Raw genomic sequence first — 26,941 nt, forward strand, 5'->3', positions numbered from 1 at the left:
GGTGATGCTGGTGGGCGGCGGGTTGGCGGTCGCCGGCGCGACCTTTCAGGCGGTGCTGAAAAACGCATTGGCCAGCCCGGACGTGCTGGGTACGTCTTCCGCCTCCGCCTTTGGCGCTGCGCTGGGCATTCTATTGAGTTTGCCTTTTGCCCTGAGTTCGCTGCTGTCGTTTCTTTTCGGCGTGGTGAGCCTGTTGCTGGTGCTCGGCATCTGCCGCCTCAAACGCCGGCAGGATGCGCTCACCACGATTTTGTCCGGCATGATTATCGCGTCGCTGTTTATCGCGTTTGTCTCGGTCATAAAATATGTCGCCGATCCGCAGGATACCTTGCCGGCGATCGTCTTCTGGCTGATGGGCAGCTTCGCTTCGGTAGCGAAAGCGCAGGTTTATTGGCTGATCCCGCTGTTTGCGGCGTGTTACCTGACTATCTACCGGCTCAGGTGGAATATGAACATTCTCTCTCTTGGGGACGACGAGGCGCGCATCGCCGGTCTGAATCCGCCTCGGCTGAAGATCCTGTTGCTGATCGCCGCCTCTCTGCTGGTTTCCGCCTCGGTGAGCTTGGCCGGCGTGGTGGGGTGGGTCGGCTTGGTGATCCCGCATTTGGTGCGAAGCGTATTGGGGTATAACCACGGTCGCCTGATCCCGGCTTCGGCGCTGAGCGGGGCGCTGTTTTTGCTGGTGATCGACAATATCGCCAGAGGCGCCACCTACGCTGAAATCCCGATCGGCATCCTGACCGCGCTGATCGGCGCGCCGCTTTTCGCCCTCCTTTTTATTATGAGCAGCAAACATGATCACCGTTAGCCAGTTGACCCTGGGGTTCAAAGGGTGCGAGCCCATTCTCGACAACGTCAGTTTTCATCTGAAACGCGGTGAGATCCTCAGCGTGCTCGGGCCGAACGGCGCCGGTAAAACCACGCTGCTGAGACATGTCGCGGGCCTGTGCCGGCCCTTGTCAGGCGTGTGCCAGATCGGCCATATCGACAATCGGCCCGCCCGACTGGCCTATGTACCGCAGGCGAAAACGCCGCATTTCGCGTATGGCGTGCTCGATTTTGTCACTTTCGGCTGCGCTCGCCAGGCGGGGTGGTTCGCCGGGCCGCGGCGGCAAGATTTCGCCAAGGCGCAGGCGGTGTTGCACGCGCTGGAGATCGCGCCGCTGGCGCAGAAAAACATCAATCAGATCAGCGGCGGGGAACTGCAGATGTGTTATTTCGCCAAGGCGCTGGCGGCGGACCCCGACGTCATGATCCTCGACGAACCGGAGTCGAACCTGGATTTTTACAATCAGGCTAAAATGATCGAGATGCTCTGGCGCCTCGCCAAAGAGCGGCAGATGACGATCGTGCTGAATACGCATTTTCTGCATTACGCCGATCGCATCTCCGACAAGTGCCTGCTGATGAATAAGCGACAGTGCGTGTTTGGCGATAAAAACGCCTTGCTGCAAGAGGATATCCTGGAGCGCTACTTCCAGGTGCCGGTGAGAAAGTGCCGGTACGAATATGCCGGCGTCAGCGAAGAAACGTTCATTGTTGCGCTACGGCACCCCGCTTGAGCGCCGCCAGTGCGAGGGCGATTGAGGGATATCCCTCATTGCGGCCCCGCCGGCGGTTATTTAAGCTGAAAGAGAAATGCAACGGTGAATATGGAGATAATCATGACTGATTCAGTATCCAACGATCGTAATCCCACCCCGGATGTGGCGGAAGACAACGCGTTCTTCCCATCACCTTACTCCCTCAGCCAGTACACCTCGTCCAAAACCGACTTCACGGGCGCCAGCTACCCGAACGCCTATCGCGGCGGCAAGTGGAAGGTGCTGATGATCGCCTCGCAGGAGCGCTACCTGCTGATGCAAAACGGCAAGTTCTTCTCCACCGGCAACCATCCGGTCGAGATGCTGCTGCCGATGTATCACCTGGATCTGGCCGGTTTCGAGATCGACATCGCCACGCCGTCCGGCGATCCGGTGAAGCTGGAGATGTGGGCGTTCCCGCATGAAGACCCAGCGGTCAAGGCCACCTATGAGAAGTACCGCAGCCAACTCAAGCAGCCGAAAAAGCTGACGGAAGTCGTGAAGGATCTGGATGGCGGCAACTACCTTGGCGTTTTCATTCCCGGTGGCCACGGCGTGCTCAATGATATCCCGTTCAGTGAAGAGGTGAAAAAGACGCTGCACTGGGCCCATGACAACGATCGCTACGTGATCTCGCTGTGCCACGGGCCGGCCGGTTTGCTGGCGGCGGGCATTGGCGAGAGCAAAGACGATTTCCTCTATCGCGGCTATGAGATGTGCGTGTTCCCGGATGCTCTCGATACCGGCGCCAACATCGACATCGGCTATATCCCCGGCCCGATGCCCTGGCTGGTGGGCGAACGCCTGCGTGAGCTGGGCGTGAAGATCGTCAATGCCGACATCACCGGCAAGGTGCATAAAGATCGGCGCCTGCTGACCGGCGACAGCCCGCTGGCTTCCAACAACCTCGGCAAACTGGCGGCGGAGACGCTGCTGGCCGACGTCGCCGCGCGATGAGCGATGAGATCGCGCAGCGCGCTTTCCAGACGGCGTTGGCGATGGACCACGAGCGAACCCTGTCCGCCATTCAGGGGCGGGTTCGCGCCTTCGCCGCGCCGTTCGGCTTCGATCGCTTTGTGCTGTTTTCCGCTTCCGCCACGGCGGAGGCGGGGATCGAGCATATCTATTGGGTCGAAGGCGACTGGTTCGGCGAGGGGGAGGCGGTCGATGCGCTGACCTACGTGCGGCACTGCCCGGTGACTCGCCACATGCTGCGGGCCAGCGAGCCGTTCTTCTGGACCAAGACCCGGGCGCAGCAGGGAGAGCGCTACCGGATTGTGCGCACGCCGCGCGGCGCGGGCCTGCACGGCGTGCAAATCCCGGTGTTCGGCCCCGCCGGCCTGGAGGGTGCCGTCAGCCTGGGAGGCGAGCGCATCGACGCCTCGCCGCCGGTGCGGTTGGCGCTGTCGCTTGTGGGCACGGCGGCCTTTTTGGCGGCGCGGCGGTTGTTCGAACCGGCGGCCGGCAAAGAAGAAGGCCGGCTGTCGGCGCGCGAACGTGAGGTGCTGAGCTGGACCGCCATCGGCCGACGACAGGCGGATATCGCCGCGATGCTCGGCCTGTCTGAACGCACGGTGGAAAACCACCTGCGCCGCATTCGCCGGCGCCTTGGCGCCGCCACCACCGCGCAGGCGATCAGCGTGGCGATCCGCCTGGGCGAAATTGCCCCCGAGAGCCGTTAGTCTGCCGCCATTTGCCGCAGCAGCCACTCGCGCAGCGCAATGATATCGGGGCGCTGCGCGGTCTCTTCGGTGGCCACCAGATAGTAGTTGGCGCCGGGTAACGCCATCTCGAACGGCGCGGCCAGCACGCCGCGCTGCAACAAATCGCGCGCCAGCAGCCGGCTGGCGATCACCACCCCCTGGCCGGCCACCGCCGCCTGCAGCGCATGGGTTTCGTCGCTGAAGGTCAGCCCGGCTTCCACGTTCAACCCTTCCGGCCCGTAGCGCCGTCGCCAGTTCTCCCAGGTCGGCGAGTCGGCGGGCACCTGCCGATGCGCCACGTGAAACAGCGTCACCCGCTGTAAATCCTCGATGTGCGCCAGCGCCAGCGCCGGGCTGGCGACCACGATAAAGCGATCCTCATGCAGCAGGGTGCAGTGCAGATCGGTTTCCGGCGTTTCACGGTAGCGGATGGCGACGTCCACGGTGCGTTGGCTGAGATCGACCCGCTCGACGCTGGTGTGCAGGCGCAGATCGATGGCGGGAAACTCCGCCTTGAAATCCGCCAGGCGCGGCACCAGCCAGTGGGTGAGAAAATTGGAGGTGGTGGTGACGGTCAGCGCCGGCGGCTGCCGGGCGCGAGTGATTTGGGCGACGGACTGTTCCAGCGCGGCAAAGGCGCGCTGGGTGCCGGCATACAGGATCTCGCCGGTCTCGGTCAGGCTGACGCCCTGCGCGCTGCGCTCGCACACCCGGCATTCCAGCACCGATTCCAGCAGTTTGATCTGGTGGCTGACCGCCGTCGCGCTCACGCCCAGCGCCTCGGCGGCCAGTTTGAAGCTGCGGCAGCCGGCCACGGCGTGGAAAGCGCGCAGCGCGCCCAGCGGCGGCAAACGGGGTTTTCTCATTGCTGAGTTATTCTCATCTAAGGCTGAAAACTATGAGTTTGTCTGACCGATTATACAAGAGATAGGCTACTGATATGTGAACAGGGAAATGAATTTATTTCATCATTTCCACCCTATCGGGAGTGAGCGATGAGCCTTTCTATCAACAACGGCGCCCTGGGCGCCATGACACACACGGGAACGGCGGCGAGCGCCCTGGCGCTCAGCGTGCCGGTCGCGGCGGGCGCTTTGCTGCTGGAGGCGGAGAGCCTGCAGGGCATCGGCGCGACCCTGATGCTGCTGACGGCATTGGCGCTGGCGTTTCTCGGCGGCGCCGCACTGGCCCGCTGGCAGCCGCTGCGGAACCGGCCTGCGCTGGCGATTCTCCGCCACGGCTTTTTGCTGGCGGCGGTGGGATGGCTATTCACATTGCTGATGCTGTTCGGCGGCCATGACTGGCCGGCTCTGCTGGCGGGCCTCGCCCTCGGCGGCCTGGGGCAGGGTGTTGCCTACCGCACGGCGGTGGAGGTGAAAGCGGCGTTCACCGTGGCGTGCAGGTTGACGACGGTGGTGACTATCGTGGCCGTAGTGATTGCCGCTTCGCTGGTGCAAGCCTACGCCGCGCCGGGCGTGAGGGGGAGCTGTTTCGCGCTGGCGTTGCTGGTCGACCTGGCGTTGCTGGGGGCGTTGCTGGCGCGGGTGGCGGAACGGGATGGGGCCTGAGCCGTCGCGCCGCAGGTAAACAACCCGCCGGTAAACCGGCGGGCTTCGCTTAGGCGGCCGCCAGTTCTTGCGGCGTAACGGTTGCAACCGACAAGCTGAATGGCCGGCTGCTCCAGATTGATGCCAAAGTATCCTTGATCCCAATTGTAGATATTGACGACGTGCTGATTGAGCGCGCTTTCGCCCTGCATGAATATCGACAGATCCTGCGTATGGGTTTGCGCATTGTAGTTCAGTGAGAAGCTGCTGTTTGATCCTTCGGCGCCGAAGGCCAGCAGGTGGTTGTCGATAGACAGGGAGGAGGCCTGTAAAAAGCCCAGCTCGAAGCTGTCGTCGATGTAGATATTGTGGGTCTGCTTCACGGGAATATTCAGCAGGCTGTTGGGGAAAGGCACATCGTTGGACAGCATGCTCAGGTTCACGCCGAGATAATCCTGCGGCGCGCTCCCTCCCGGCGCAGTGGTATAACCGTGCTCGAAACGAATCTCGCTGGAGCCTTTGCCCAGGCTGACCTCCAGGCCGTTGGCCGGCGTCAGCACCCGATCGTTAAAGGTGACGTTGTCCTTAAAGTCGGTCAGTTTCACCGCTTCGATGTTGTACAGCCCGTCCTTAAAGCCATACAGCCCGATGCCGTTTTTCTCGATCACCCCGCGTCCGCCGTAGCTGCCCTGGGCGTCAAACTTCAGGTTTACCCCGTGCGACAGGCTGGAATAATCGACCGTATCGTGGCCGCTGCCGCCGTCGATCACCGTCCAGCCGTAGTTGCCGGCGTTGTTTTGCCAGCCGCGCGGCACGCTGATGGTGTCGTCGCCGCTGCCGGTGTTAACGGCGATATTGCCGAACGCCAGCGTGAAATCGTCGTCATGCAGCGTACCGACGCGGTACAGATTCGGCGTAGACAGCACGTCGGCAATGTCGTTGAAAATCGCCGAGCCGATATCCAGCTTGCCGGGAATGAGGCTGCCGCCGCCGGTCACGCTGCTGCCGTAGGATTCGGTGTAGAAATCACGCGCCGCTTCGGCGGCGAGGCGGATGGTCTCGTGGCCAATGCCCAGGGTGGTCAAATAGGTGGGCACTTCGCCCGCCAGCAGCGTTTCAACCACGTAACTGAGGTTTTTCATCTGCATGGAGACCTGCGCCGCGGCAATCAGATCGTAAGTCCCGCCTTCCACCTTAAAGGCCGAGGTGTCGTTGGTCGCCACCCATTCGGTAAAGAACGAGGTATCGCCTAAATAAGAGAACAGCGTGGTGCCGGCCCAGGGGGAATAGTTGGGGGCGCCGGTCGAGGAGGCGTCGGTGAACACTTCGGACGCCGCCGCGCCGGCGTCGATCAGGCCGACCTCGTGAATGTCCGGCACTTTGGCGCTGCTGGGCGGGGCATCCGGCAGCGGCGCGTTGGGATCGCTGCTCAGATCGACGCCAAACAGCGTTTTGGCGAAGTTTTTGGCGATGTTGTCGGAGGCATTCTGAATGCGCGCCTCCCAGTCATCGGGCACATGCCCGGTGCGCAGCTCATACTGCAGCTTGGTTTGGTCGCGAATGTAATGGGCAAACGCCCCCTGATTCGAGTTCACGCCATAGGCGCCTTTGATCCAGGTATACACCGCGATATCCACGCCCTCAATGGGTTGGTTGGCATGGTTGGGATCGGTGAGCGCATCGACGGAGGCGGCATATACCGCTGGCCAGTCGCCAGCTTTGGCGGCCTCCCAAATCGCTTGCAGTTTTTCTCGGTCGGTAATGACGTAAGCCATATAAACACTCCTTGTTGCTGAGAGATTGCTGTGAAATTCAACATGATGAATGGAAGCGCGCGATGGAATAAAACCGAAACCCGAACAGCCAGAAACGCGCATGCCGCGATCTGCAGCGAACGATGGGCGGCAGGCGCCCATAGCGAAAGGATAGACGCAACTTGCTGAGCGAGAGAGATTGGCTTATCGATTGTTTTTTCAGGATTATTGCTGTAAATCGGCGGGTAAATCCGCGTATTGGCATCAGGAAGGCATTTCCGTCAGCTCGATTAGGAATCTTCTTAGATAAAAGAGTGGGTTTCGCTGGGGGAAGGGGCCGGATAGTTTCCGACAGCTGCGTTTATCTCCTTGCCGCCGTATCATTTACCTTGGCGCCCGCTTATCCTGCATCAGCATTAGCGCGTAAAAGAAACCGCGGGCTGATGAACGGTTAATCCAACCTGGAGGACTCGCTATGTCCGATCGCCCTACTATTGCGCTTATTGGCCCCGGCGCCATCGGCACCGCCATCGCTGCGGCGCTTCATGAAGTGGGCCGCACGCCGCTGCTTTGCGGGCGTACGGCCCATCCGCAATTAATTCTGCGCCACGATGAGGGAGAAGTGGTGGTGCCGGGGCCGGTTTTAAGCGATCCGCGTACCGTCGCCCATCCCTACGATCTGGTTTTTGTCGCCGTAAAAACCACGCAGGTAACCGACAGCGCGGGCTGGCTGGCGGCGTTGTGCAATAAAAACACCGTCGTGTGTGCGCTGCAAAACGGCGTCGAGCAGCAATCTCTGCTGGCGCCTTACGTCAATGGGGCGACGGTGCTGCCCTCCGTGGTGTGGTTTCCGGCGCAGCGCGAGCAAGATGCGTCCGTCAGGCTACGCGCCACGCCGCGCCTGACACTGCCGGATGCGCCACAGGCGCAAGCGATCGCCGACGCGCTCAGCGGTTCACGCTGTGCGGTTGAGCTGTCATCGGATTTTCTCTCGATTGCCTGGCGTAAGCTGTTGCAGAATGCGGCTGCGGGGCTGATGGTGCTGGCCAATCGCCGCGCAGGCATGTTTTCGCGCGCCGACATAACGCAACTGGCCCTGGCTTATCTGCGTGAATGCCTGGCCGTCGCGCGCGCGCAGGGTGCGGTGCTTCACGATAACGTGCCGGAGGCGATCGTGGACGGCTTTCAGCGTGCGCCCGCGGATTTGGGCACCTCTATTCTTGCCGACCGGCAGGCCAACCGGCCACTGGAGTGGGACATACGCAATGGTGTCGTGCAGCGTTATGGGCGCTTGCAGGGCATCCCTACGCCGATTAGCGATATCCTGGTGCCGCTGCTGGCCGCGGGCAGTGAAGGGCCGGGGTGATAGCCGGCGGCGCAGGCGTTCGTCGGGCAAGGGTATTTTCGCTGTCAATACGGTTGGCATTCAGACAGCCGGTTGCCTGCCGCAGCCCAAACCCGCCAACAGCAAAAAGCTCGCTCAGGTTTCCCTGAGCGGGCTTCTCTAAATATGGCTCCTCTGACTGGACTCGAACCAGTGACATACGGATTAACAGTCCGCCGTTCTACCGACTGAACTACAGAGGAATCGTGTGAACGGGGCGAATAATAGCGAGGCGCCGTCGGCATGTCAAAGGCGGATTACACATTCTGTGGCTGTTTGCTTACAGAATGCGCAACCCGTTGAGTTTTTTGGCAGATTTAGCCCTCGGGCGCTCGCTGCAAGCGCAGCTGATAGCGGTAAACGCCGGCGGTGAGCAGGTAATCCCGGTGCACGCTCGGGCTCCAGGAGTCGTCGCCGCCCACCCCCATGTGGAAGCCGTCCAGATGCAGCCAGGTGCCTGCTTCCGGCTGCAGCAGATGCTGGTGGCTGCAGGCCATCAGCTGTTGCAGGCCGTAGCGGCTGAGCGAGAAGTGGAAGCGGCCGTCGATGCGCCAGCCGCCGTAGCGCAGGCTGCGGGTGTCGCAGCGCAAGCCATTCTCGCCGGGGAAAATATATGGCGTGTGCAGATCCGCCAGCGGCAGGCGCCAGCGCCCGTATTGCGCGGCCAGGCGGCGATCCGGGTAGTTCTCGTGCGGGCCCAGGCCCAGCCATTCCACCTGCGGTTGCACCGTCGCCAGTTGACAGTGCAGGCCGATGCGCGCCGGCGGCGGCAGGGCGTCTGCCACCTCGACCTCCACGTTCACGCTCACCGCGCCCAGCGCGTCGAACAGCCACTGCTTGCGGCTAATCAGCAAAATCTGCCCGTCCACGGCGAACTGGTGTTCGCTCACCACCCGCACGCCGTTTTGCAGCGCATCGGCCTGCAACTGCGTGCAGCGCTCTTCCAGCCGGTACAGGCCCGCCAGCTTCCAGCGTTCGACCCAGGCGTTGGGATCGATATGGTCCGCTTCGCTGACGCCGATGTCGTTATCGATCGGCGCGCGCGCAAAACCGTCGCGCAGCGGCGTCAGCAGCTGCGGCTGCTCATTCTGCCACCACTGCGTCAGGTGGCCGCTGCTGCGCTCGAAGCGCCAACGCTGGTCGCCGTGGGTGAGGGTCAGCCCTTCATCATCTTCAATCAGCATGGGCGGCACGCCCTGCGCCGGCGGCGGCGCGGGATGCAGCGCGCGCGGCACCCGCCACTGATCCCAGGCGCAGCGGTGGTGCGCTTCAGACCAGTCGGTGGCCTGCGGCTGCACCACCTCCACGTTCAGCCACAGCTCGCCGGGCTGATGCAGCATCGGCAGGCGGTCGAGCAGGGTGAAGCGAGTGCTGCCCTGCGGCGGCAGCGCCAGATCGAAGCTGCCGCTGGCGCGCTCCACGCCGTCCAGCTCCAGCCGCCAGTTGAGCTGTTCGTTGTCGGTGTGGCGGAACAGGTAATCGCTGGTGACGGTCAGCGTCAGCGAGGCGGCGTCGAAGGCGAAGCGGAACAGCTGCTGCGCCCGCTGCGCTTCGAACAGCGCCGGGTGCGGGGTGCGATCCGCGAACACCAGCCCGTTCAGGCAGAACTGGCGATCGTTGGGGGTATCGCCGAAGTCGCCGCCGTAGGCCCAGAACTCTTCGCCGCGATCGTCGCGTTTGATCAGCGCCTGATCGACCCAGTCCCAGACAAAGCCGCCCTGCAGGCGCGGATGTGCGTGGAACGCGCGCCAGTAGCGCTCGAAACCGCCGAAACTGTTGCCCATCGCGTGGGCGTATTCGCACAGGATCAGCGGGCGCGGCTCCTCCGGCAGGCCGATCCACTTGCCGATCGCCCATTTGGGCACCGCCGGGAACGGCTGATCCTGATCCACTCGCGCATACATCGGGCAGATGATGTCGGTGGCGGCGGTGTCGGCGCCGCCGCCTTCATATTGCACCGGGCGGGTCGGATCCTGGCTTTTCACCCAGCGGTACAGCGCGTCGTGGTTCGCGCCGTGGCCGGACTCGTTGCCCAGCGACCAGATAATGATGCAAGGGTGGTTGCGATCGCGTTGCACCATGCGGGTGACGCGCTCGCTCATCGCCGGCAGCCACAGTGGATCGTCAGCCAGGCGGTTCATCGGCTGCATGCCGTGGGTCTCGATATTGGCTTCGTCCACCACGTACAGCCCGTAGCGGTCGCACAACCGGTACCACAGCGGGTGGTTGGGGTAATGCGAACAGCGCACCGCGTTGAAGTTGTGCTGCTTCATCAGCAGGATGTCGTGGCGCATCGTCGCCTCGTCCATCACCTGGCCGTGGCGCGGATGATGCTCGTGGCGGTTAACGCCGCGGATCAGCAGCGGCTGCCCGTTGAGCTTCAATAGCCCGCCGCTGATCTCTACCTGGCGGAAGCCGACGTCATAGGCCTCCACCTCGATAATCTCCCCTTCGGGCGAGAGCAGGGCGACGGTGGCGCGATACAGCGCGGGCGTTTCGGCGCTCCACAGCGCCGGGCGCTCCACCGGCAGCCGCAGGGTGACGCGATCGTCATAGGCGCCGCGCTCATCCACGATCTCGCTGCCGAGCGGCTGGGTGCGTTCGGCCACTCGCGCGCCGTCGCGCCACAGCTGAACCTGCACCTGCAGCGGGCCGGGCCGGCTGGCGCGCGCCGTTACCACCAGTTCGCCGCGGGTAAAGCTGTCATGCAGCGGCGTGGTGATGCGCACATCGCTCAGGTGCGCGGCGGGTTTGTGCAGCAGGCTGACGTCGCGGAAGATGCCGCTCATGCGCCACATGTCCTGATCTTCCAGATAGCTGCCGTCGCACCAGCGCAGCACCATCACCGCCAGCCGGTTTTCACCCGGCCGCAGCCACGGGCTGAGATCGAACTCCGCCGGCAGGCGGCTGTCCTGCGAATAGCCGACCCAGTGGCCGTTGCACCATAAATAGAACGCCGAGTTGACGCCGTCGAAGATGACGCGCGTCTGGCCGGCGGCCAGCCAGGCCGGATCGACGCTGAAGGCGCGCGAGTAGCAGCCGGTCGGGTTGTCTTCCGGCACGCGCGGCGGATCGACCGGGAACGGGTAGCGCACGTTGGTGTAGATCGGCGCGTCGTAGCCGGCGAGCTGCCAGTTGCCCGGCACCGCCAGCGGGGCGGCGTCCGGCAGATCCTGCTGCAGCCAGCTCTCCGGCGCGGCCTCTGGGCGCGGGAAATAGCTGAAGCGCCACTCGCCGTTCAGCGATCGGCGGCTGGCGCTGGGGGCGTCGTCGCGCGCGTCTTCCACCGTGCGCCAGCTGGCGAACGGCGGGTGGGTCTCCAGCCGGCGGTAGTGGGTGCAGGCGGGGTTTTGCCAGTCACGGCGGGCGAGGATCTCGGTCAGGGAAGCTAGGGGCGCAGCAGGCATCGGCGATCGTCCAGTCGGCTAGGTGATGCTCACCAAGATGCTGACCGGCGCATAAAAAGTAAAGCGGTTACATGCAACCTTGCAAGGGCGATCAAATAACCGTTAATGCGGCTCGCCGGCGCGATAGATCCGCTGTGGGCGGCCTACCTTGCCGTAAATGATCTCGGCGCGCAGCTGCTGCGCGGCGGTGCAAAACTCCAGATAACGGCGCGCGGTGGTGCGGCTGAGCCCCATTTTTTGCGCAACGCTTTCAGCGGTGTGCCGCGCGGCGGGTTCGGCGAACAGCGCGCGGACCTTGCCCAGCGTCAGCTCGTCGATGCCGGCGGGCAGCGCCGCCTGCTGCTCGCCGCGGGCGTAGGTATTGAACATCTCGTCGATGCGGCGCTGGTTGAGGCGCGCTTTGTCCTTTAACGCTTCGCGGCGCTGGCTGAAGCGCAGCAGCGTCTGGCTCAGCCGGTCATAGGCCAGCGGTTTGATCAGGTAGTCGAACACGCCGTAGCGCAACGCCTCGGCCACGGTGGCCATGTCGCTGGCGGCGGTGATGAACACGATGCCGCCGCGATACCCGCTCAGCGTCAGTTCGCGCAGCAGGGTGATGCCCTGGCCGTCCGGCAGAAAGTTGTCCAGCAGGATCAGATCCGGCTTGAAGCGTTCGGTCATGGCGCGCGCCTGCGCCAGCGTGCCGGCCAGCCAAATCTGGCGGCAGCCGCCGTTCTGGCGGATAAACTCCGCGTGCATCTCCGCCAGCGGCGTTTCGTCTTCAACGATCAGGATGTTCAGCCATTCCATAGTGCGACCCGTAATTGCAATAAAAATGCTAAGTGAATGTAAGTGAATTGCGGCGCCAAATAAAGATTATCTCAATAATAAACACCATAAGATTAATTAAGCAAATAAAGAACATTAAATAACTTATTAACCGGGATCGGTTTGTGAAATAGGTCAATAATCCGCGTTTTTTTTCTGCTTACCATGGGTTTATCGAACGAGAGGATGATTTTATCTTCATGGTTTTTAAGGTTTTAATTGCCATTTCTGATGTTAATTAAAATGCCTTTTTGTATTTCATTTGTTGTTTGCCAGTTAACCCAGAGAGCGTGTTATGTTAGGCGATGCCGTATTTAATCGGGTAAAGCGATCGGATCATAAAGCGATTTCGGAAATAAGCGTCTTCTTGCGCAGTAACGATCTGAATATCGACACCACGGTTGAAATATTTATTACCGTTACCCAGCACGACAAATTGGTCGCCTGCGGCGGCATCGCCGACAATATTATCAAATGCGTCGCCATCAGCCCGCTGATGCGCGGCGAAGGGTTGGCGCTGGCGCTGGCGACCGAGCTGGTGAACCTGGCCTACGAGCGCCACCACACCCAGCTGTTTATCTACACCAAGGTGCAGAACGAGCCGCTGTTCCGCCAGTGCGGTTTCTACCCGATCGCCACCGTGCCGGGCATCGTGGTGCTGATGGAAAACAGCCCGTGCCGCCTGAAGCGCTACGCCGCCCAGCTGGCGAGCCAGCGCCGGCCGGGCGACACCATCGGCAGTATCGTGATGAACGCCAACCCCTTTACCCGCGGGCATCAGTATCTGGTGCGTCAGGCGGCCAAGCGCTGCGACTGGCTGCACCTGTTTCTGGTGAAGGAAAACACCTCGCGCTTCAGCTATGAAGACCGGCGCCGGCTGGTGCTGGCCGGCACCGCCGATATCCCCAACCTCACGGTACACGAAGGCTCGCAGTACGTGATCTCGCGCGCCACCTTCCCCTGTTACTTCATCAAGGACCAGGGCGTGGCCGACGACTGTTACACCGAAATCGATCTGAAGATCTTCCGCCAGTATCTGGCGCCCGCGCTGGGCATCACCCACCGCTTCGTCGGCAACGAGCCGTTCTGCGAGGTGACCGCGAAGTACAACCGCGACATGCGCTACTGGCTGGAAACGCCGGCGCTGCCCAGCCCGCCGATCGCGCTGGTGGAAATCGAGCGTTTGCAATATCAGGGCACGGCGATCTCCGCCTCCTGGGTGCGCAAGCTGCTGGCGGCGGGGGACTTCCACGCCGCCGCGCCGCTGGTGCCGCCGGACACCCTGTACTACCTGCAGGATCTGCAAACGCAGCGCCGGGCCAAGGCGGCCCCGCATCCTTTTGAGTCCGCACAATCAGGTGAATGATGAAAATTATCCGAGAAGCAATGGCCGGCACGCTGGAATCCAGCGATGTCATGGTGCGCATCGCGCCCGCCGAGGGGCCGCAGCACGATCTGTTGATCGCCAGCAGCGTGGAAAAACAGTTCGGCGCGGCGATCCGCCGCACCCTGCTGGAGGTGCTGCAGCGTTATGAGGTGGAACCGGTGCAGGTGATCGTCGACGACAAAGGGGCGCTGGACTGCGTGCTGCGCGCCCGGCTGGAAACCGCGCTGATGCGCGCCTGCGAGAGCGGCCAACTGCCGTGGGAGGCGAAAGATGAAAACGCTGAATAAAACCCGGCTGCGCCGCAGCATGCTGTTCGTTCCCGGCGCCAACGCGGCGATGGTCAGCAATGCCTTTATCTACCAGGCCGACGCGCTGATGTTCGATCTGGAAGACTCGGTGATCCTGCGTGAAAAAGACGCGGCGCGCCGGCTGGTGTACCACGCGTTGCAGCATCCGCTGTACCAGGAGGTGGAAACCATCGTGCGCGTCAATGCGCTCGACTCCGCCTACGGCCTGGCGGACCTGCAGGCGGTGGTGCGCGGCGGCGCGGACATCGTGCGCCTGCCGAAGACCGACAGCGCGCAGGACGTTGTTGACATGGAGCGCGAGATCGCCGCCATCGAGGCGGCCTGCGGCCGGCCGGTCGGCAGCACCGGGCTGCTGGCGGCGATCGAATCGGCGCAGGGCATCACCAACGCGGTGGCGATCGCGCACGCTTCGCCGCGGCTTATCGGCATCGCGCTGGGGGCGGAAGACTATGTGCGCAACCTGCGCACCGAACGCTCGCCGGAGGGCATTGAGCTGCTGTTCGCCCGCTGCTCGCTGCTGCAGGCGGCGCGCGCCGCCGGCATTCAGGCGTTCGACACCGTGTATTCCGACGCCAACAACGAGGCCGGCTTCCTGCAGGAAGCGGCGCTGATCAAACAGCTCGGCTTCGACGGCAAATCGCTGATCAACCCGCGCCAGATTGAGCTACTGCACAACCTGTACGCGCCGACCGCCAAAGAGGTGGCGCACGCGCAGCGGGTGGTGGACGCCGCCGAAGCGGCGGAGCGGGAAGGGCGCGGCGTGGTGTCGCTCAACGGAAAAATGGTCGACAGCCCGGTGATTGAACGCGCCCGGCTGGTGCTGGAGCGCGCCGCGCTGTCCGGCTTACGGGAAGAACCGGCGCAGCACGGGGAGGAAGCATGATGAACCGCCAACAACGATTGATGACCTTCGCCAACCCGGCGGATCTGCCGGGCTATCAGGACGTGTCCAAAGCCAACCTGCAGGCGCGTAAACCGCGCGATCTCAAGCTGTGCGACTCCTTGCAGGAAGCGGTGCGCCGCAGCGGGCTGCAGGACGGCATGACCATCTCCTTCCACCATGCGTTTCGCGGCGGCGATCTGGCGCTCAATCAGGTGATGGAGACGCTGGCGGCGATGGGGTTCCGCAACCTGACGCTGGCCTCCAGCTCGCTGACCGACTGCCATGCGCCGTTGGTTGAGCATATCCGCCACGGCGTGGTGAGCCGCATTTACACCTCCGGGCTGCGCGGCCCGCTGGCGGACGCCGTATCGCGCGGGCTGCTGGCGGAGCCGGTGCAAATTCACTCGCACGGCGGCCGGGTCAATCTGATCGAATCCGGCGAGCTGAAGATAGACGTGGCCTTCCTCGGCGTGCCGGCCTGCGATGAGTTCGGCAACGCCAACGGCTACAGCGGTGAAGCCTGCTGCGGCTCGCTCGGCTATGCGCGGGTGGACGCCGAGGCGGCGGGCACCGTGGTGTTGCTGACCGAGCAGCTGGTGCCGTATCCGCATCATCCCGCCAGCCTGGCGCAGGATCGGGTGGATCTGATCGTGCAGTTGGAGCGGGTGGGCGACGCCGACAAGATCGGCGCCGACGCCACGCGCATGACCTCGAACCCGCGCGAGCTGTTGATCGCCCGCCGCGCCGCCGAGGTGATCGCCGGTTCCGGCTACTTCACCGAAGGGTTCTCGCTGCAAACCGGCACCGGCGGTGCCTCGCTGGCGGTGACCCGGTTCCTGGAGGACAAGATGCGCGCCCGCGGCATTCGCGCCGCGTTCGCCCTCGGCGGCATCACCTCGACCATGGTGGATCTGCACGAGAAGGGGTTGATCGGCAAGCTGCTGGACGTGCAGAGCTTCGATCGGGCGGCGGCGACCTCGCTGGCGCGCAACCCGCGCCATATCGAAATCAGCGCCAACCAGTACGCCAACTTCAGCTCCAAGGGCGCGTCGGTCGATCGGCTCGACGTGGTGGTGCTGAGCGCGCTGGAAATCGACACCGGCTTCAACGTTAACGTGCTGACCGGCTCCGACGGCGTGCTGCGCGGCGCGTCCGGCGGCCACTGCGACACCGCCGCCGCCGCGCGGCTGGCGATCATCGTCGCGCCGTTGGTGCGCGGGCGCATCCCGACGCTGGTGGAGCAGGTGACCACCTGCGTCACGCCGGGCTCCAGCATCGACATTCTGGTGACCGACCACGGCATCGCCGTCAACCCGGCGCGGCCGGAGCTGGCGCAGCGCCTGCGGGAGGCCGGGCTTGAGGTGGTGAGCATCGACTGGCTGCGCGCCCGCGCGCTGCAGCTGACCGGCGAACCGCAGCCGATCGCGTTTACCGACAAGGTGGTGGCGGTGGTGCGCTACCGCGACGGCTCGGTGATCGACGTGGTGCATCAGGTGGCGGAGTAAACGATGGCCGCCGTCGATCCTCAACTGGCCGCCGAACGTGCGGTCAGCCTGCCGGAGCTGCTCACCAGCCGCGAATGCCGTCAGGCGCGCCAGCAGGCGTGGCTGGCGCAGCACGAGTGCACGCTGCTGGTGCTGACGCTGGTGGTGCCCGGCCCGGTGAAGGACAGCGCGTTGACGCGCGGCATTTTCAACCTCGGGTGGGCGGCGCTGCTGCGGCTGTGCGCCGAACAGGGCTGGCCGAGCCCGCAGGCCGAGGCGCTGGCGCTCGCCACCGGCTGCGAAGGGTTTGTCGCGCTGCGCGCCGACGCCCAACGGGTAAAAGATTGCGCCATGCAGCTGGAGGTGAGCCGCCCGATCGGCCGGCTGTGGGATATCGACGTGCTGGATGCGCAGGGGCGAATCCTGTCGCGCCGCGACATCGGCCTGCCGGCGCGGCGCTGCCTGCTGTGCGGCCAACCGGCCAAGATCTGCGCCCGCCAGCGGCGGCATGGCAGCGAGCAGCTGCTGCAAGAAATGGAAAGGATGTTCAACGATGCGATCTCTGCCGATTAATCCACCCGCCCGCCGAGCCGAGCCGGCATGCGACTTCGCCCGCGCCGCTTTCCGCGCGCTGCTGGTGGAGGTCAACCTCACGCCCAAACCGGGGCTGGTGGATCGTCATAACACCGGCGCCCACCGCGACATGGATCTCGGGCACTTCTACCGCAGCGCCCGCGCCATCGGCGTGTGGCTGCCGCGTTTTATCCAGCGCGGACGGGAAGACGCGGCTTTGCCGGCAGAGCGGCAGCTGGCGCGGCTGCGGCCGCTCGGCATGGCCTGCGAAAACCAGATGTTTCGCGCCACCGGCGGCATTAACACCCATAAGGGCAGCGTGTTCTCACTCGGGTTGCTGTGCGCCGCCTTCGGCCGCCTGCAGCAGCAGGGCCGGGCCATCAGCGCCGCATCGTTATGCGCCGAAGTGGCGGCGATGTGCCGAGGGCTGGTGGACAGCGAGCTGCGATGCAACAACGCCGGGCAGACCGCCGGCCAGCGCTTGTTCGCTGCGTATGGCCTCAGCGGCGCGCGCGGCGAGGCGGAATCCGGTTTTCGGTTGGTGCTTGACGGCGCGCTGCCGCTGTATCGGCAACGGCTGGCCGCCGGCGGTGACGAACAGCGGGCGCTGCTGGACAGCCTGCTGTGGCTGATGGCCCACAACGATGACACCAACGTCGCCTCGCGCGGCGGCCTGCGCGGGCTGCGCTGGCTGCGGCGGCGGGCGGCCTGGCTGCTGGCGCAGGGCGGCTCGGCGGGGGAAGCGGGCCTGGCGCGCCTGCGGCGCTTCGATGCCGATTGCATTGCCCGCAATCTCAGCCCCGGCGGCAGCGCCGACTTGTTGATAGTGACCTGGCTGCTGGCGCAGTTGGGTGCCCAAGAATAATAACCAAGCCTTCAGGAGAGTCCCTATGTCCCAAACCCAGGAAAAGATCTGGAAAGCGATAGCGCCGCTGGCGGTGCTCGCGATCCTGTTATTGATACCGGTGCCCGACGGCATGCCGCCGCAGGCGTGGCACTATTTCGCCATCTTTGTGGCGATGATCGTCGGCATGATTCTGGAGCCGATCCCGGCCACCGCCATCAGCTTTATCGCGGTGACCGTCAGCGTGCTGAGCGCCAACTGGGTGCTGTTCGGCGCGCAGGAACTGGCGGAGCCGGGCTTCAAGGCCGGTAAAGAGGCGCTGAAATGGGGGCTGGCGGGCTTCTCCAGCACCACCGTCTGGCTGGTGTTCGGCGCCTTTATCTTCGCGCTGGGCTACGAGGCCACCGGGCTGGGGCGGCGCATCGCGCTGTTCCTGGTGAAATTCATGGGCAAGCGCACGCTGACGCTGGGCTATGCGGTGGTGATCATCGATATCCTGCTGGCGCCGTTCACGCCGTCCAACACCGCGCGCACCGGCGGCACGGTGTTCCCGGTGGTGAAAAACCTGCCGCCGCTGTTCGATTCCTTCCCTAACGATCCCTCTTCGCGCCGCATCGGCGGCTACCTGATGTGGATGATGGTGGTCGGCACCAGCATCAGCTCCTCGATGTTCGTCACCGGCGCCGCGCCGAACGTGCTGGGCATCGAGTTCGTCGGCAAGATAGCCGGGGTGCACATCAGCTGGATGCAGTGGTTCCTGGCGTTCCTGCCGGTCGGCCTGCTGCTGCTGATCATCGCGCCGCTGATCTCCTACTACCTCTACAAGCCGGGCGTGACCCACAGCAGCGAAGTGGCCGCCTGGGCGAATACCGCGCTGGGGGAAATGGGTAAGCTGACGCGCAAGGAGTACACCCTGATCGGCCTGGTGCTGCTCAGCCTGTGCCTGTGGGTGTTCGGCGGCAAGGTGCTGGACGCCACCGCGGTGTGCCTGTTGGCGGTGTCGCTGATGCTGGCGCTGCACGTGGTGTCGTGGAAAGACATTACCAAATACTCCAGCGCCTGGAATACGCTGGTTAACCTGGCGACGCTGGTGGTGATGGCCAACGGCCTGACGCGCTCCGGCTTTATCGATTGGTTCGCCCAGACCATGAGCACCCACCTGGACGGCTTCTCGCCGAACATGACGGTAGTGGCGCTGGTGCTGGTGTTCTACTTCGCCCACTACCTGTTCGCCAGCCTGTCGGCGCACACCGCCACCATGCTGCCGGTGATCCTGGCGGTCGGCAAAGGGTTGCCGGGCGTGCCGATGGAGCAGCTGTCGATGCTGTTGGTGCTGTCGATCGGCATCATGGGCGTGCTGACGCCGTACGCCACCGGGCCGGGGGTGATTATCTACGGCTGCGGCTATGTGAAGTCGAAAGACTACTGGCGCCTGGGCGGCATTCTCGGCGTGGTGTACATCGCCGCGCTGTTGCTGATCGGCTGGCCAATCATGAGCCTGTGGTACTGAGTTGACGCACAGCGGTCGCCGCCCGGTGGCCGCTGGTACGATCTTTTCCCGTGAGCCCTGTCACACACTTGTCACACTAACCCCGCCATCATACGCAGGCAAACGCTAACACCTTAAAAATAATCATTTTCCGGGAGCCTCTGCGGATGAGAAAAAAAACGTTATTGCTGTGCCTGCCTTTGATATTCACCGGGAACGCGCTGGCGGACGCCGGCGGTTATCAACTGGAACAGGTGCTGGTGATGAGCCGCCATAACCTGCGCGCGCCGCTGGCCAACAACGGCAGCGTGCTGGCGCAGTCCACGCCGAAGGTCTGGCCGGCCTGGGAAACGCCGGGCGGCCAGCTGACCACCAAGGGCGGGGTGCTGGAAGTGTATATGGGGCACTATTTCAACGCCTGGCTGAAGCAGACCGGCCTGTTGCCGCAAGAAGGCTGCCCGACCGCCGGCAGCGTGTACGTCTACGCCAACAGCCTGCAGCGCACGGTGGCCACCGCGCAGTTCTTCAGCAATGGCGCGTTCCCCGGCTGCGACGTCAGCGTGCACCATCAGGACAAGATGGGCGAGATGGATCCGACCTTTAACCCGATCATCACCGACACCAGCGAAGCCTTCAACCAGCAGGCGCTGGCGGCGATGAACGCCGCGCTGGGATCGCTGAAGCTGGATGCCTCTTATCAGCAGTTGGCGAAGATCATCGACTACAAGGATTCCGCCGCCTGCAAGACCGACAAACACTGCGACCTGACCAAAGAAGCCAGCGTGATGAGCGCGGTGCCGGGCAAAGAGCCGGGCGTCACCGGCCCGCTGCGGGTGGGCAACTCGCTGGTGGACGCCTTTATGCTGCAGTACTACGAAGGTTTCCCGATGAAAGAGGTGGCCTGGGGCAAAATCGCCACGCCGCACCAGTGGCAGCAGCTGGCGCAGTTGAAAGACGGCTATCAGGATTCGCTGTTCACCTCGCCGGTGGTGGCGCAGAACGTCGCCAAGCCGCTGCTGACCTACATCAACAACGCGCTGCTGGGCGAGCGCAAACCGGACGCGCCGAAGCTGACGGTGCTGGTGGGCCACGACTCCAATATCGCCTCGCTGCTGTCGGCCATGCAGTTCCAGCCGTATCAGCTGCCGCAGCAGTACGAGAAAACGCCGATCGGCGGCAAACTGGTATTCCAGCGCTGGCGCGACGCGCAGAACGACCGTGAATTGCTGAAGATCGAGTACGTCTATCAGTCCACCGAACAGCTGCGCAAGGCGACGCCGCTGACGCTGCAAACCCCGCCGCAGCGCGTGACGCTGGCGCTGAAAGGCTGCCCGATCGATAAAGACGGCTTCTGCGCCTGGAGCGATTTCGAGAAGACCATGAAAGGCATCTTGTAATGCCCGGCCTCTCTCCCGAATGCGGGGGAGAGGCATAGGCGCGGCTGCCGGGGGATTGTGCTTGAATCCCCTCAACCGATCACCTAGCATTTCGTTAGGTGTAACGGGGAGATAAAACCATGCGACCATCCATTGTTCTTGCAGAACATCGCCAGGCGATCCGAAAAACGGTTGGGCTGTTCCCTGCTGCCAATCCGCGTATTTTCGGCTCGGTGCTGCATGGCACCGATCGGGAGGGCAGTGATTTGGATCTGTTGGTCGATGCGTTGCCGGGCGCCACGTTGTTTGATCTGGGGGGGCTGCAGTCGGAACTGGAAGCGCTGCTGGGCATACAGGTGGATCTACTGACGCCGCTCGATTTGCCGCCGGCCTTTCGCCAGCAGGTTTTGGCGGAGGCCCAGCCGGTATGAAAGATGCGCGGTTGGTCGATTATCTGAGTCACATGCAACAGGCGGCGCAGGATGCCTGCGATTTCGTTGATGGCTTGGCGGCGGTAGATTTTATCGAAGATAAACGCACTCAGCAGGCGGTCATTATGAGCCTGATTATTATTGGTGAAGCCGTGACGAAAATCATGGATGGCAGCCCCGCGTTTACGCAACGCCATCCTGAAATCCCTTGGCGAAACATGCGCGGCATGCGTAATCGAATTGCGCACGGTTATTTTGATATCAACCTTGAAGTGGTCTGGGCGACGGTGCAAACGGCGTTGCCGGAACTGCTTACACAGCTGGTGGCAGTACGCCAGGATGCTGAGAAGTTAAACGACGGTGATTAAGCTTTCTTTGGGCAGTGACTCTGATTCCTGCCGGATCCCCACTTTTATCCGCAATATCGAATTTTTCACGCCGGACGGCTATCCGGGCCAGGTGGCGCGCTGCCGGTTTGCGCTGGCGGAGTATCGCGACGACAGTTTTCCCGAGGCGGGCTTTACGCTGCCGGACCACCTGGCGCGCGCGGTGCCGAAACGCCGTGCGGAGTATCTGGCCGGGCGTGTGCTGGCGCGGCAGCTGCTGGCGCCGCTCGGTTTCGCCGACTTCACCCTGGCGCGCGGCGAAGATCGCGCGCCGCAGTGGCCGCCGGGCATCGCCGGGGCGCTAAGCCATAATTCGCATACCGCGCTGTGCGCCGTACACCGAGAGAGCGGGCTGGGCGGCGTTGGGCTGGATGTGGAGACGCTGCTGTCCGTGGCGCGAGCGGAGGAGCTGTGGAGCGCGATCGTTTCACCGGTGGAGCGCGAGACGTTGCTGGGCGAAACGCTGCCGTTCAACGAGCTGCTGACGCTGACGTTTTCCGCCAAAGAGAGCTTGTTCAAAGCGCTTTACCCGCAGGTGCGCCGATATTTCGATTTTCTTGATGCGCGGATGGTGGCGGTGGATGCGCAGCGGCAGACGTTCGAATTGGCGCTGCTCACCACGTTGACGCCGCATTGCTGCGCCGGACGGCGTCTCGCCGGGCGGTTTTGGCGTGAAGGTGACGATGTCACGACTTTTGTTTTTTGCTAAAACACAATAATAACAGTGTGTTATTTCTTGTTGTGGCGTAACGCGAATTTGCCGCGGCGTGCGGAAAGATTCATTCATCGGAGATTGACCGACGGTGGGGATCCGGTGTAATTTACCCACCCTTTACAGCTAATGATAATTATTCGCATAAACATTATCATTGGTGAGGCGCAACAAAGGAGTGGTCTTGTGGCGACACTGACGACAGAAAACCAAACCTTCTCCGGGTTTGAGTACGCCGAACAATCGACCTTTTTGTACCGGTCAGAATTCCGTTCCCTCTCCGCCCACGGCGTGTTTGAGCGTATTGAGACGCCGGCGTTCGGCGGCGAGCAGGAAGGCAGCGCGCTGGCGCAGCATATTCGCCAGGCGCTGGCGCGCGCCAAAGCCAACGGCCAGGCGGCCCCGGTGGTGGTGGGCGCCATTCCGTTCGACACGCGCCGGCCTTCCTGCCTGTATATACCTGAAGAAAGCCGATTCGTCGCCAACGACAGCTTTATCCGTGCCGCGCGCCCGATGCTGCAACAGCCGCATCGCCTGGTCGCCTGCACCAGTATTCCGGACGAGCCGCGATTCAAACACGCGGTCGCGGAAGCGGTCAGCCGTTTTAAACAAGGCAAGCTGGACAAGGCGGTGCTGTCGCGCATCCTTGATATCGAGCTGGAACAACCGGTGGCCGGCCACCGGATCCTCAATAACCTGATGGTGCAGAACCCGACCGGTTACCACTTCTCTCTGCCGCTGGCCGATGGCAGCGTGTTGATCGGCGCCAGCCCTGAACTGCTGATCCGCAAGCAGGGCGGCGAGATCCACACCAATCCGCTGGCGGGCTCGGCGCGCCGGCAGGACGATCCGCAGCAGGATCGCCTCGGCAGCGAGCGCCTGATGCGCTCGACCAAAGACAAATACGAACACAAGCTGGTGATCGACGATATTCGTCGGCATCTGGCGCCGCTGTGCGCCACCCTGAGCGTACCCAGCGGCCCGTCGCTGCTCAGCACCGGCACCATGTGGCACCTGTCCACCCGCATTCGCGGCGAGTTGCTGAATCCGGATCTCAACGTGATGCAGCTGGCCTGCCTGCTGCATCCGACGCCGGCGCTGTGCGGCTTCCCGACCGAAAGCGCCCGCCAGCTGATCGCCGCTCTGGAACCGCACGATCGCGGCTTGTTCAGCGGCATCGTCGGCTGGTGCGACGCCAACGGCGACGGCGAGTGGGCGATAGTCATCCGCAGCGGGCTGCTGCGCGGCAACCGGGTGCGGCTGTTCGCTGGCGCGGGCATCGTCGCCGCCTCAACGCCGCAGTCCGAGTGGATGGAAACCACCGCCAAACTGGGCACCATGCTCAACGCTTTCGGCCTGAACAGCGGCGCGCTGTAGGCCTCTTTGCGGCGCAGTCCGCGTCGCGTCATAGCCTTTCGCAGGAGACAACGATGAACAACAACATGACCCGGCGGTGCGCACGGATGGCGGTGCGCGCATGAGCATTCAGATGGATTTCACCGGCAAACGCGTGTGGGTGACCGGCGCGGCGCGCGGCATCGGCGAGCAGATCGCCCGCCACTTTTTAACCCAGGGCGCCGAGGTGGTGGGGTTTGACCGAGAATTCGCCAATCCGGATCTGCCTTACCCCTGCGTGACGCTGGACATCAGCCGGCCGGAGCTGGTAGAGGCGGTGTGCCGCCAACAGCTGGCGGAGAACCCGCGACTGGACGTGTTGGTCAACGCCGCCGGTATTCTGCGCATGGGCAATACCGAAGATCTGAGCGTGGATGACTGGCACCAGTGCATCAACGTCAACGCCTCGGGGGCGTTTTACCTGTTCCGCGCCGTGCTGCCGCACTTCAAGGCGCAGCGCAGCGGGGCGATCGTCAGCATCGGCTCCAACGCCGCGCACGTGCCGCGCGCGCAGATGGCGGCCTACTGCGCCTCCAAGGCGGCGCTGACCAGCCTGAACCACTGCGTGGGGTTGGAGATGGCGCCGTTCGGCGTGCGGTGCAATCTGGTGTCGCCGGGCTCGACCGACACGCCGATGCAGCGCGGCATGTGGCAGACCGACGATGCGCAGCAACGCACCATCGCCGGCTTCCCCGAGATGTTCAAGCTGGGGATCCCGCTGGGTAAAATCGCGCGTCCGGACGAAATCGCCAACGCGGTGCTGTTCCTGGCCTCGGATTTGGCCAGCCACATCACCATGCAGGACATCGTGATCGACGGCGGCGCCACGCTGGCCGCCTGAGTCAGACCCGCTGGCGGCGCAGCAGGTGCTGCGCGCCTTCCGCCGCCAGCAGCAGCACCGCCAGCCAGATCGCCAGATAGGTTGGCCATTCGCTTTGGCTGATGCTCTCGCCGAGCAGCAGCGCGACAAGCACCAGCAGCACCGGTTCCACATAGCTCAGCAGGCCGAACAGGCTGAACGGCAGCATGCGGCTGGCGAGGATGTAACACACCAGTGCCACGGCGCTGATGACGCCGAGCAGCGGAATGCGCCAATACAGCTCGGCATTGATCTGCAGCGCCGCCGCGCCGCCGTCGCCGAAGGCGAACCAGGCCGCCGCCGGCAGCATCAGCGTCAGCTCGCACCACAGGCCGCCGAGATTGTCGGTGCCGAAACGCCGCCGCAAAATAAAGTAGAGCGGATACCCCAGCGCTACCACCAGCGTCGGCCACGATACGCCGCCCGCCTGATACAGCTCATTGCCCACCCCCGCCACGGCGCACGCCACCGCCAGTTTTTGCAGCAGCGACAGCCGATCGCGGTAGATCAAACGGCCCGCCAGCACCATGGTCAGCGGCAGCAGAAAATAGCCGAGCGACACGTCGAGCGCCTTGCCGTGCAGCGGCGCCCACAGGAACAGCCACAGCTGCACCCCCAGCAGCGCCGAGGTGAGCAGCAGGCCCAGCAGACGCGGCGGCCGTTGGCCTATCCCGACCAGCGTGTCGCTCACCTTGCGCCAATCGCCAGACAGCGCCATGAACAGCGTCAGGAACGGCAGCGTCAGCAGCGTGCGCCAGCCGTAGACCTGTTCGCCGTTCAGCGGGGTGAGGGTAGAGGTGAAGTAATACATCGCGCCGAACAAGATGGAGGCGACGACCGAAAGAGTGATGCCCTTAATCACACGCATTCCTGGTGAGTGATTGATTTTATGGCGGCTACTGTAGAGAAATTTGCCGCCAACGACAATGGCGCAGCCGGGCGCTGGACAATCGGCGGCGGCGGGTTACAATGGATACTGTGTATTCATACAGGTTTTGGCGATGACAATCGATCTTTTTGAAGACGCGCTGCCGCCGCCGTGGCGTGAAGAGATCGCCCCCGGCGCGGTGGTGATGCACGGCTTTGTGCGCGATCACGGGCCGGCACTGCTGGCGGCGGTGCAGGGCGTGGTGGCGCAGGTGCCGTGGAAGCATTTGACCACCCCCGGCGGGCACGTGATGTCGGTGGCGATGAGCTGGTGCGGCAACGGCTGGACCAGCGACAGCCGCGGCTACCGTTACTCGGAACGCGACGCGCGCAGCGGCAAACGCTGGCCGGCCATTCCGCCTATTCTGATGGCGTTGGCGGACGAAGCCGCGCAGCAGGCGGGCTTTGGCCCCTTTGTACCGGATTCCTGTTTGATGAACCGTTACGATCCGGGCAGCAAGCTGTCGCTGCATCAGGATAAAGACGAGCACGACTTCGGCGCGCCGATCGTCTCGGTGTCGCTCGGGTTGCCGGCGGTATTTCAGTTCGGCGGGCTGCAACGCAGCGACCGGGCACGGCGCATCCCGCTGGCGCACGGCGACGTGGTGGTGTGGGGCGGCCCGTCGCGGCTCTGTTTCCACGGCATCCTGCCGGTCAAGGAAGGCTACCACTCGCTGGTGGGGCCGCACCGCATCAACATCACGCTACGCAAGGCGCTTTAGCTGCGGCTCCTGCGCCAGGCAGGCGACGAGATAGTCGATAAACACCCGCAGTTTGGGCGGCAGATACTGGTTAGGCGCGTAAAGCAACCACAGGCCGCCGTGATAGCTGCTGAGGAAATCCCATTCCGGCAGTACCTGCACGATCTCGCCCTCGTCGAGCGCCTGGCGGGCGGTAAAGTACGGCAGGCTGCCGATGCCGATATGCCGTTTCACCGCGTCCAGCCGCACGCCGGTGTGGTTGGCGGCGTAGCGGCCGCGCACGTTGACCGTCACCGTTTTGCCGCTGCGGCGGAACTTCCATTGCGCGTCGCTCGGCGTTTCTCCCAGATAGATGCAGCTGTGCGCCGCCAGATCGTGCGGGTGCTGCGGCGCGCCGTGCTGCGCCAGATAGTGCGGCGTGGCGCACAGCAGGTGGTCTATTCGCATCAGCTGACGGCCGATCAAGCCCGGCGACGGGCGATCGGTAATGCGCAGCGCCAGATCGACGCGGTCGTCGATCAGATCCATATAACGATCTTCCAGCCGCAGCCTCACGTCCACCTTCGGGTAGCGGCGCAGGAACTCCGGCATGTGCGGATGCAGCACGAAACGGCCTACCGCCTTGGGCACGCTGACGCTGACCAGCCCTTCGGGCTCTGCGGCGCCGCGCCCGCCGATCGCCATCACCGCGTCGGCCGCCGCCAGCAGGGTGCGGCAGTGCGCAAACGCCTCTTCGCCGCTTTCACTCAGCCGCAGTTTACGGGTGGTGCGGTGCAGCAGCTGCAGCGCCAGCGCCTGTTCGAGCTTCGCCACGCTGCGGCTGACGGCGGAAGGTGAAGCGCCCAGTTTGCGGGCGGCGGCGGAAAAGCTGCCGCTCTCCACGACCTGGACGAAAACGGCCATTTCGGCCAACAGCGTGTAAGAAAGATTTGTGCTCATGACGCAAAGGTCCATTGTGATGGCGACGGATTATGCTCAGATTATGACATGAATATAATGGC

Annotated in this window: 26 protein-coding genes and 1 tRNA gene; 20 read left to right on the plus strand and 7 right to left on the minus strand. The window is 63.6% G+C overall.

Annotated elements, in window-relative coordinates:
* Positions 1-4 precede the first annotated feature (4 nt).
* From ITX55_RS20680 to ITX55_RS20695, 4 genes are all read left to right on the plus strand, one after another.
* A complete protein-coding gene (locus ITX55_RS20680) occupies positions 5-808 on the plus strand; it encodes an iron ABC transporter permease (RefSeq protein ID WP_255612416.1) in 804 nt (267 codons plus the stop codon).
* Positions 795-1,562 carry an ABC transporter ATP-binding protein gene (locus tag ITX55_RS20685; RefSeq protein ID WP_108681440.1) on the plus strand — a complete coding sequence of 256 codons (768 nt, stop codon included), beginning with the start codon at positions 795-797 and terminating at the stop codon, positions 1,560-1,562. Before ITX55_RS20680 ends, ITX55_RS20685 begins: the two co-directional genes overlap by 14 nt.
* 102 nt (positions 1,563-1,664) lie before the next feature.
* Positions 1,665-2,540, plus strand: a complete 876-nt coding sequence (hchA, locus tag ITX55_RS20690) for a glyoxalase III HchA (protein WP_033643728.1) — start codon at positions 1,665-1,667, stop codon at positions 2,538-2,540.
* Positions 2,537-3,265 (plus strand): PA1136 family autoinducer-binding transcriptional regulator, encoded by a 729-nt coding sequence (locus ITX55_RS20695; RefSeq protein WP_042784996.1) that lies wholly within the window; start codon positions 2,537-2,539, stop codon positions 3,263-3,265. Before hchA ends, ITX55_RS20695 begins: the two co-directional genes overlap by 4 nt.
* Here the strand turns inward: ITX55_RS20695 and ITX55_RS20700 are convergent.
* Positions 3,262-4,152: a LysR substrate-binding domain-containing protein gene (locus tag ITX55_RS20700; protein ID WP_108681438.1), complete on the minus strand. Its 891-nt coding sequence runs from the start codon at positions 4,150-4,152 to the stop codon at positions 3,262-3,264. The genes ITX55_RS20695 and ITX55_RS20700 overlap by 4 nt on opposite strands.
* A 129-nt stretch (positions 4,153-4,281) precedes the next feature.
* On the opposite strand from ITX55_RS20700, the gene ITX55_RS20705 reads away from it, so the two are divergent.
* Positions 4,282-4,854 carry a hypothetical protein gene (locus ITX55_RS20705; RefSeq protein ID WP_108681436.1) on the plus strand — a complete coding sequence of 191 codons (573 nt, stop codon included), beginning with the start codon at positions 4,282-4,284 and terminating at the stop codon, positions 4,852-4,854.
* Here the strand turns inward: ITX55_RS20705 and ITX55_RS20710 are convergent.
* Positions 4,746-6,608 carry a hemolysin gene (locus ITX55_RS20710; protein ID WP_255612413.1) on the minus strand — a complete coding sequence of 621 codons (1,863 nt, stop codon included), beginning with the start codon at positions 6,606-6,608 and terminating at the stop codon, positions 4,746-4,748. The genes ITX55_RS20705 and ITX55_RS20710 overlap by 109 nt on opposite strands.
* 454 nt (positions 6,609-7,062) lie before the next feature.
* Between ITX55_RS20710 and ITX55_RS20715 the strand changes: the two genes are divergently transcribed.
* Positions 7,063-7,953 (plus strand): oxidoreductase, encoded by an 891-nt coding sequence (locus ITX55_RS20715; protein WP_089191996.1) that lies wholly within the window; start codon positions 7,063-7,065, stop codon positions 7,951-7,953.
* Positions 7,954-8,098: 145 nt separating this feature from the next.
* Here ITX55_RS20715 and ITX55_RS20720 read toward each other — a convergent pair.
* The 3 genes from ITX55_RS20720 to dpiA all read right to left on the minus strand — a co-directional run bounded on the left by ITX55_RS20720 (position 8,099) and on the right by dpiA (position 12,167).
* A tRNA-Asn gene (locus tag ITX55_RS20720) sits at positions 8,099-8,174 on the minus strand.
* 114 nt (positions 8,175-8,288) lie between these two features.
* Entirely contained in the window at positions 8,289-11,378 is a 3,090-nt protein-coding gene (locus tag ITX55_RS20725) for a beta-galactosidase (RefSeq protein ID WP_108681434.1), read from the minus strand.
* Between the two features lie 102 nt (positions 11,379-11,480).
* The gene (gene dpiA, locus ITX55_RS20730; RefSeq protein WP_033654924.1) at positions 11,481-12,167 is read right to left on the minus strand and encodes a two-component response regulator DpiA; all 687 of its coding nucleotides are present in this window, start codon (positions 12,165-12,167) and stop codon (positions 11,481-11,483) included.
* A 313-nt stretch (positions 12,168-12,480) separates the two neighbouring features.
* Between dpiA and citC the strand changes: the two genes are divergently transcribed.
* The 13 genes from citC (at position 12,481) to dhbA (ending at position 24,294) form a co-directional block, all read left to right on the plus strand.
* Positions 12,481-13,551, plus strand: a complete 1,071-nt coding sequence (citC, locus tag ITX55_RS20735; protein ID WP_108681432.1) for a [citrate (pro-3S)-lyase] ligase — start codon at positions 12,481-12,483, stop codon at positions 13,549-13,551.
* Positions 13,551-13,859, plus strand: coding sequence for a citrate lyase acyl carrier protein (citD, locus tag ITX55_RS20740; protein ID WP_046687418.1), 309 nt, complete (start codon positions 13,551-13,553; stop codon positions 13,857-13,859). Before citC ends, citD begins: the two co-directional genes overlap by 1 nt.
* Positions 13,843-14,763, plus strand: coding sequence for a citrate (pro-3S)-lyase subunit beta (gene citE / locus ITX55_RS20745; protein ID WP_016927085.1), 921 nt, complete (start codon positions 13,843-13,845; stop codon positions 14,761-14,763). Before citD ends, citE begins: the two co-directional genes overlap by 17 nt.
* Positions 14,763-16,268, plus strand: coding sequence for a citrate lyase subunit alpha (gene citF, locus ITX55_RS20750; RefSeq protein ID WP_028130661.1), 1,506 nt, complete (start codon positions 14,763-14,765; stop codon positions 16,266-16,268). The genes citE and citF overlap by 1 nt, the downstream gene beginning before the upstream one ends.
* 3 nt (positions 16,269-16,271) lie before the next feature.
* Positions 16,272-16,820 (plus strand): citrate lyase holo-[acyl-carrier protein] synthase, encoded by a 549-nt coding sequence (gene citX, locus ITX55_RS20755; protein ID WP_033651845.1) that lies wholly within the window; start codon positions 16,272-16,274, stop codon positions 16,818-16,820.
* The gene (gene citG / locus ITX55_RS20760; RefSeq protein WP_108681430.1) at positions 16,801-17,685 is read left to right on the plus strand and encodes a triphosphoribosyl-dephospho-CoA synthase CitG; all 885 of its coding nucleotides are present in this window, start codon (positions 16,801-16,803) and stop codon (positions 17,683-17,685) included. The genes citX and citG overlap by 20 nt, the downstream gene beginning before the upstream one ends.
* A 25-nt stretch (positions 17,686-17,710) precedes the next feature.
* Positions 17,711-19,174: an anion permease gene (locus ITX55_RS20765; protein ID WP_033643712.1), complete on the plus strand. Its 1,464-nt coding sequence runs from the start codon at positions 17,711-17,713 to the stop codon at positions 19,172-19,174.
* A gap of 146 nt (positions 19,175-19,320) precedes the next feature.
* On the plus strand, positions 19,321-20,550 hold the full coding sequence (gene agp / locus ITX55_RS20770; protein WP_089191992.1) for a bifunctional glucose-1-phosphatase/inositol phosphatase: 1,230 nt from the start codon (positions 19,321-19,323) through the stop codon (positions 20,548-20,550).
* 119 nt (positions 20,551-20,669) lie between these two features.
* Positions 20,670-20,960 carry a nucleotidyltransferase family protein gene (locus ITX55_RS20775; RefSeq protein WP_015378435.1) on the plus strand — a complete coding sequence of 97 codons (291 nt, stop codon included), beginning with the start codon at positions 20,670-20,672 and terminating at the stop codon, positions 20,958-20,960.
* On the plus strand, positions 20,957-21,328 hold the full coding sequence (locus tag ITX55_RS20780) for a DUF86 domain-containing protein (RefSeq protein ID WP_042784987.1): 372 nt from the start codon (positions 20,957-20,959) through the stop codon (positions 21,326-21,328). The genes ITX55_RS20775 and ITX55_RS20780 overlap by 4 nt, the downstream gene beginning before the upstream one ends.
* 34 nt (positions 21,329-21,362) lie before the next feature.
* Complete coding sequence (locus tag ITX55_RS20785) at positions 21,363-22,055, plus strand: 4'-phosphopantetheinyl transferase (RefSeq protein WP_108682324.1); 693 nt, start codon at positions 21,363-21,365, stop codon at positions 22,053-22,055.
* Between the two features lie 189 nt (positions 22,056-22,244).
* Positions 22,245-23,435 carry an isochorismate synthase MenF gene (locus ITX55_RS20790; RefSeq protein ID WP_108681428.1) on the plus strand — a complete coding sequence of 397 codons (1,191 nt, stop codon included), beginning with the start codon at positions 22,245-22,247 and terminating at the stop codon, positions 23,433-23,435.
* Positions 23,436-23,535: 100 nt separating this feature from the next.
* The gene (gene dhbA / locus ITX55_RS20795) at positions 23,536-24,294 is read left to right on the plus strand and encodes a 2,3-dihydro-2,3-dihydroxybenzoate dehydrogenase (RefSeq protein ID WP_033643707.1); all 759 of its coding nucleotides are present in this window, start codon (positions 23,536-23,538) and stop codon (positions 24,292-24,294) included.
* Position 24,295: 1 nt separating this feature from the next.
* Here dhbA and rarD read toward each other — a convergent pair whose 3' ends face one another.
* Entirely contained in the window at positions 24,296-25,174 is an 879-nt protein-coding gene (rarD, locus tag ITX55_RS20800; RefSeq protein WP_072627347.1) for an EamA family transporter RarD, read from the minus strand.
* A gap of 139 nt (positions 25,175-25,313) precedes the next feature.
* Here rarD and alkB point away from each other — a divergent pair, with 139 nt between their 5' ends.
* Positions 25,314-25,961, plus strand: coding sequence for a DNA oxidative demethylase AlkB (alkB, locus tag ITX55_RS20805; RefSeq protein WP_108681426.1), 648 nt, complete (start codon positions 25,314-25,316; stop codon positions 25,959-25,961).
* Here the strand turns inward: alkB and ITX55_RS20810 are convergent.
* Positions 25,944-26,879 (minus strand): LysR family transcriptional regulator, encoded by a 936-nt coding sequence (locus tag ITX55_RS20810; protein WP_108681424.1) that lies wholly within the window; start codon positions 26,877-26,879, stop codon positions 25,944-25,946. The genes alkB and ITX55_RS20810 overlap by 18 nt on opposite strands.
* Positions 26,880-26,941 lie beyond the last annotated feature (62 nt).

It is taken from the genome of Serratia sp. EWG9 (assembly GCF_019913725.1).
Lineage (GTDB): Bacteria > Pseudomonadota > Gammaproteobacteria > Enterobacterales > Enterobacteriaceae > Serratia > Serratia ureilytica.